This window comes from Moorena sp. SIO3B2, assembly GCF_010692525.1.
GTDB classification, from domain to species: domain Bacteria; phylum Cyanobacteriota; class Cyanobacteriia; order Cyanobacteriales; family Coleofasciculaceae; genus Moorena; species Moorena producens.
In genome coordinates, this window is record NZ_JAAHHE010000351.1 from 1 (window position 1) to 6,067 (window position 6,067).

General features: G+C 46.3%; 4 protein-coding genes. 3 read left to right on the top strand and 1 reads right to left on the bottom strand.

The window, feature by feature from the left end; translation table 11 throughout:
- From F6K38_RS33325 to F6K38_RS33335, 3 genes are all read left to right on the top strand, one after another.
- The coding region (locus F6K38_RS33325) for an nSTAND1 domain-containing NTPase (RefSeq protein ID WP_287359383.1) at positions 1–3,875 on the top strand (3,875 nt) is incomplete at its 5' end.
- Positions 3,876–4,004: 129 nt separating this feature from the next.
- A complete protein-coding gene (locus tag F6K38_RS33330) occupies positions 4,005–4,505 on the top strand; it encodes an IS607 family transposase (protein ID WP_071986814.1) in 501 nt (166 codons plus the stop codon).
- Complete coding sequence (locus tag F6K38_RS33335; RefSeq protein ID WP_071986815.1) at positions 4,435–5,667, top strand: RNA-guided endonuclease InsQ/TnpB family protein; 1,233 nt, start codon at positions 4,435–4,437, stop codon at positions 5,665–5,667. The genes F6K38_RS33330 and F6K38_RS33335 overlap by 71 nt, the downstream gene beginning before the upstream one ends.
- Before the next feature lie 40 nt (positions 5,668–5,707).
- Here F6K38_RS33335 and F6K38_RS33340 read toward each other — a convergent pair.
- A partial coding sequence (locus F6K38_RS33340; protein ID WP_502709624.1) for an alpha/beta hydrolase family protein occupies positions 5,708–6,067 on the bottom strand: 360 nt, incomplete at its 5' end.

Below are 6,067 nucleotides of genomic sequence, written 5' to 3' on the forward strand. Positions count from 1 at the left end.
AAATCGCAACTAGCCCAGTCAAACAGGTAGTGATTTGGTTAGATTGTTGCTACAGTGGCGAGTTACTAAGCTTGCTCCCATTTATCCCAACTGATAAAGCTTACTGCTTGATTACTGCCACTCGTTCCTATGAACCGGGAGTAGAGATTAGCCATGAACAAGGAGTATTTACCAAGGCGTTACTGGCAGGGTTGAATCCGGAAAATCACCCGGATGGTATTGTAAATAGTCATAATTTGGCCTTGTTTATTGAGCAGCGGATGTCAAGGACTGGACAACGTCCTTTAATCGCTAACTCAAAACAAGCCATTCTACTGACTACCCAGTTTCCGAAACTGAGCTTTCAGGATAAATGCCCCTACCGGTCTCTGTCTTATTTTACCGCATTACCAGAGGATGCTCTGGTGTTTCACGGTCGTTCTCAGTTGACCCAGCAGTTAATTGAGCGAGTTAAAACTAAAGACCGTCTGCTGGTAGTGTTAGGGGCTTCCGGCAGTGGCAAGTCTTCCTTACTCAGGGCGGGTTTATTGTATCAGCTGAAGTTAGGTCAGGCAATTGCTGGAAGCGATCGCTGGCATTATCTAGAACCTTTCACTCCAGGTGTTGCACCAAAGCAAAGGTTACAGGAGGTGCAGGAGTTGGGAAAGCTTTTAGACAACAAGGGAGACAATTCTAGTCTTACTCTAGTAGCGACTTCTGAACCGGTGGTCATGATTATTGACCAGTTTGAAGAGTGCTTCACTATGGGTCAACCTGACCAACGGCTGGAATTCTTTAACAGTTTAAGTGAATTATTAGACAACAAAGACAATCTAATTGTGTTAATTGCCATGCGCTCTGACTTTCGGGGGCGGTTGCGAGAGTATCCTCAATTAGTAGAGAAGATCAATAAACCATTAATCAATGTAGACCACTTGAACCGTCAGGAAATTGAAGAAGCGATCGCTAAACCAGCTGAATTAGTAGGATTAGGGATTGAGGGCAGATTAAAACAGCAACTGATTAACGATGTGGAAGATTATCCAGGCAGCCTGCCCCTGCTCCAATATACTCTGACGGAATTATGGAAACAGTCAAGACAGCAGCAGGAAAGGTTTTTACGGTTAGAAACCTATCAACAGTTAGGGGGAATTGAGGGAACTCTCGAAAAGAGAGCCAATCAGGTATTTGATAGTCTCTCAGCGGAAGAACAAAGTGTGGCTAGGCGTTTGTTCTTGGAATTAACTCAAGTCGGAGATACTCTCGATACCCGTAGACGAGTAAGCCTGGGGGAGTTAGTCAATTCTCACCACAGTTTAGAACTGCTCGATGCTGTTAGCCAGACCTTAGCCAGTTCAGAGAACCGCTTGATTACTAGAAGCCATCAAGAAAATTCCCAGGATGTGGTTTTGGATGTAGTTCATGAAGCCTTGATTCGCCACTGGGGAAGGTTGCTGGAGTGGAAGCAGAGTTACACAGAAGGGATGGTAGTGGAACGCAAGCTGGAAGCGGCGGCAGAAGAATGGCAGCAGAAGGGTAAGAAGCGTGATGATGCCGGTGTACTGTTGCTTGGGGGGAAGTTAGTAGAAGCCCAGGAGTATTTGAACGAGCATGGCAAGTTGGGGATGTTGAATGGGCTAGCCGAGGAGTATATTCAGGTAAGCCGTCATAAGCACAAGCAAATGACCCGTAACCGCCGGTTAGTAGCGGGAGCGTTTATTGGTGTGTTGGTATTGGGGACAGTTGTTTCAACTAAACAGGCGAGAAAGGCAACCAGAAGTGAAATTGAAGCCCTTAGTCAACTTTCAGAAACTCTTTTTGTTTCAAAGCAACCCTTTGATGCTCTAAAAGAAAGTTTAACGGCAGTAGGAAAACTCCAAAAGGCAAAAAGGGTAAAAGGTGATACTACAATACAGGCGATCGCTAAGTTGCAGCAATCCCTCTATGGAGTCAACCAGTATAATAGCCTGGATAAACATACTGATACTGTCACTAGCGTGACCTTTAGCCCAGACAGCCAAACTATCGCTTCTGCTAGTAGTGACAAAACCGTGAAACTCTGGAATCTCCAAGGCAAAGAACTGCACACCCTCAAAGGCCATAGCGCAGATGTCACTAGCGTCGTCTTTAGCTATGATGGCCAGACTATCGCTACTGCTAGTAGGGACAACACCGTGAAACTGTGGAATCTCCAAGGCAAAGAACTGCAGACCCTCAGTGGACATAACGAACCTGTCACTAGCCTCACTTTTAGTCCAGATGGCCAGACTATCGCTACTGCTAGTTTGGACAACACCGTGAAACTGTGGAATCTCCAAGGCAAAGAACTGCACACCCTCACCGGACATAATAGCGCACATGTCTATAGCGTGGCCTTTAGCCGAGATGGCATGACTATCGCTTCTGCTAGTGATGACAACACCGTGAAACTCTGGAATCTCCAAGGCAAAGAACTGTACACCCTCACTGGACATAGCGCACCTGTGATTAGCGTTACCTTTAGCCGAGATGGCATGACTATCGCTTCTGCTAGTTGGGACAAGACCGTGAAACTTTGGAATTACGAAGGCAAAGAAATACACACCCTCACCGGACATAGCGCACCTGTGATTAGCGTTACCTTTAGCCGAGATGGCATGACTATCGCTTCTGCTAGTAGGGACAACACCGTGAAACTGTGGAATCTCCAAGGCAAAACCCTCCACACCCTCACCGGACATAGCGCACCTGTGATTAGCGTTACCTTTAGCCGAGATGGCATGACTATCGCTTCTGCTAGTGATGACAACACCGTGAAACTCTGGAATCTCCAAGGCAAAGAACTGCACACCCTCACCGGACATAATAGCGCACCTGTCAATAGCGTCGTCTTTAGCTATGATGGCCAGACTATCGCTTCTGCTAGTGATGACAACACCGTGAAACTGTGGACTCTCGAAGGCAAAGAACTGCACACCCTCAAAGGCCATAGCGCAGATGTCACTAGCGTCGCCTTTAGCCGAGATGGCCAGACTATTGCTACTGCTAGTTGGGACAAGACGGTGAAACTATGGAATCTACAAGGCAAACTCCTGCACACCCTCACCGGACATAGCGATTGGGTGAATAGCGTCGTCTTTAGCTATGATGGCCAGACTATCGCTACTGCTAGTGATGACAACACGGTGAAACTGTGGAATCTCAAACGCGAATACCTGCACACCCTCAAAGGTCATAGCGCACCTGTCTATAGCGTGGCCTTTAGCCGAGATGGCCAAACTATCGCTACTGCTAGTTGGGACAACACCGTGAAACTCTGGAATCGAGAAGGCAAACTCCTGCACACCCTCAATGGCCATAACGCACCTGTCTATAGCGTGGCCTTTAGCCCAGACGGCCAGACTATCGCTTCTGCTAGTTGGGACAACACCGTGAAACTGTGGAATCACCAAGGCAAAGAACTGCACACCCTCAAAGGCCATAGCGCACTTGTCACTAGCCTCGTCTTTAGCGATGATGGCCAGACTATCGCTTCTGCTAGTAGGGACAACACCGTGAAACTGTGGAATCTCCAAGGCAAAGAACTGCACACCCTCACCGGACATAGGGATTGGGTCAATAGCGTGGTCTTTAGCCCAGATGGCAAGACTATCGCTTCTGCTAGTTGGGACAAGACGGTGAAACTATGGAATCTCCAAGGCAAAGAACTGCACACCCTCACCGGACATAGGGATTGGGTCAATAGCGTGGCCTTTAGCCCAGATGGCAAGACCATCGCTTCTGCTAGTGCAGACAACACTGTAATTTTATGGAATTTCGATCTAGATGATTTAGTGGCACAGAGTTGTAAATGGCTCGATGATTACCTACTCACTCATGAAGAGGAAACAGAATTAAGGAAAATTTGTGATATGTAGGGGAGTCGGAACCCACCCCTAACCCCTCCCAGGAGGGGAACGGGAGTCGGGAGATAGGGGGTTAGGGTACAGTTATATAAAGTATCATAAAGTCTATCAAAGTCCCAAAGAATTTGTTAGAGTAGTGAGATGACATTAGTACCACTCCGTAAGGCGGTCGAACTTACGGGACTCTCTCAAACCACATTGCGAAAGTACGCGGACAATGGAACTATCAAATGTGAGCGAACGCCAAGCGGATATCGACTGTTCGATACAGTTAGTCTTGCCACTTTGGGAAAACGACAAGCCCCTGAACCAGTCACAATCTGTTACTGCCGAGTCAGTAGTAGCAAACAATTTGACGACCTCGCCAGGCAAGTCGCGTACATGCACTCGCTCTTCCCAGAGGCAGAAGTCATCAAAGACATCGGCTCAGGACTCAACTACAAACGAAAAGGTCTTAGAGCCATACTGGAACGACTTATGCAGGGATGTCAGCTCACGATTGTTGTTGCCTGTAGAGACAGACTTACCAGATTCGGTTTTGAACTGTTTGAATACTTGGCAGAACTCAACGGTGGAAAGATCTTGGTTCTCGACCAACCTGAAAGTTGTCCAGAATCCGAACTTACCGCAGATATTCTCTGAATCATTCACGTCTTCTCTTGTCGCGTCCACGGACTCAGAAAGTACGGGGCAAAAATCAAGAAAGATTCGGATATTCCTAAGTGCTGAGCAGCGTTATTTAGTTCGTAAGTGGTTTGGAGTTTCTCGTTACGTTTTCAACAAGACCGTTAAAATACTTCAAGATGGGGAAGTAAAGGCTAACTGGAAAGCCATCAAGACTGGAATATTAAACGACCTTCCCGAGTGGTGCAAGGAAGTGCCTTATCAAATTAAATCGATAGCGATAAAGGATGCTTGCACCGCCGTGAGGGAGGCCAAGAAAAAGTACAAAAAGACTGGACAAATCAATCGAGTTAGATTTAGATCTAGAAAAAATCCTGTCCAGTCTTGCTACATCCCTAAGTCAGCAGTCTCAGAAAAAGGCATTTACCATACAAAGCTAGGAGGCTTGACTTTTTCTGAGGCGTTGCCTGACAACAGGGGCGACTGTAGATTGACCAGTAACAATGGGGATTATCACTTGACGGTTCCTCATCAGACTACTCAAAAAAATGCCGAAAACCAAGGTAGAGTGGTAGCGATAGACCCCGGTGTTAGAACATTCTTAACGTTTTTTAGTGAGAATTCTATAGGCAAAATTGGGCACGGAGACTTTTCTCGCATTCAGCGACTTTGCTCTCATCTTGATAACTTACTTTCAAAAATAAGTAAGACCAAGAGGAATCAAAAACGACGAATGAGAAAAGCGGCTAGGCGAATTGTTATTAGGATTCAAAACCTAGTGAACGAACTCCATCACAAAGCTGCTAGGTTCTTGGTAGATAGCTTTGATGTGATCCTACTTCCAACTTTTGAGACGTCTGAAATGTCTAAAAAAGGAAAAAGGAGGATCAGATCAAAGACAGTGCGGAACTTGCTGACATTTTCTCACTTTAGATTCAAGGAGTTTTTGAAACATAAAGCCTCCGAAACTGGAAAAACAGTAGTAGATGTCTGTGAAGCCTATACCTCCAAGACTGTGAGCTGGACGGGAGAAATGGTAAACATTGGTGGGAGCAAGGCTATTAAGTCAAAGATTGATGGCCTAATAATGGATCGCGACATCAATGGCGCTCGCGGGATATTCCTAAGAGCTTTGGTAGATACACCCTGGCTGCGAGAGCAGCTTGCATTGGTGGGCTAAGGTCTATCTAGTAGACTTTAGTAGCCAAAAAGTATCGGAATTAGAAAGACTTGAGCAGAAACAGATTCAATGGGTCTTGACTAATCTCTTTGACATAGGACTCACTGAGATAGGAAGCATATTCAGGTTGTTTAGCAATATAGGTTTTGAAAAAAGCGGTACTAAGTGCCATCAGGTAAGGACGAGCGATAGCAGGATCTGGCCCAATCAATTCAGGTGGAACCGGTAAGACACCCTCTCCTGCCCCACCCAGGTAGGAAAAGTGAGTACCTCCTTCTGTCACCACTAGATATTTTTCTGGGGTAGTTAGCCAGCTGAAGGGGGTAATTTGTTGTTCTACAGGTGGCGCAAAGATGTCTCTGATACTTGACACCATCATGACCGGAACCTGAATTTGTGA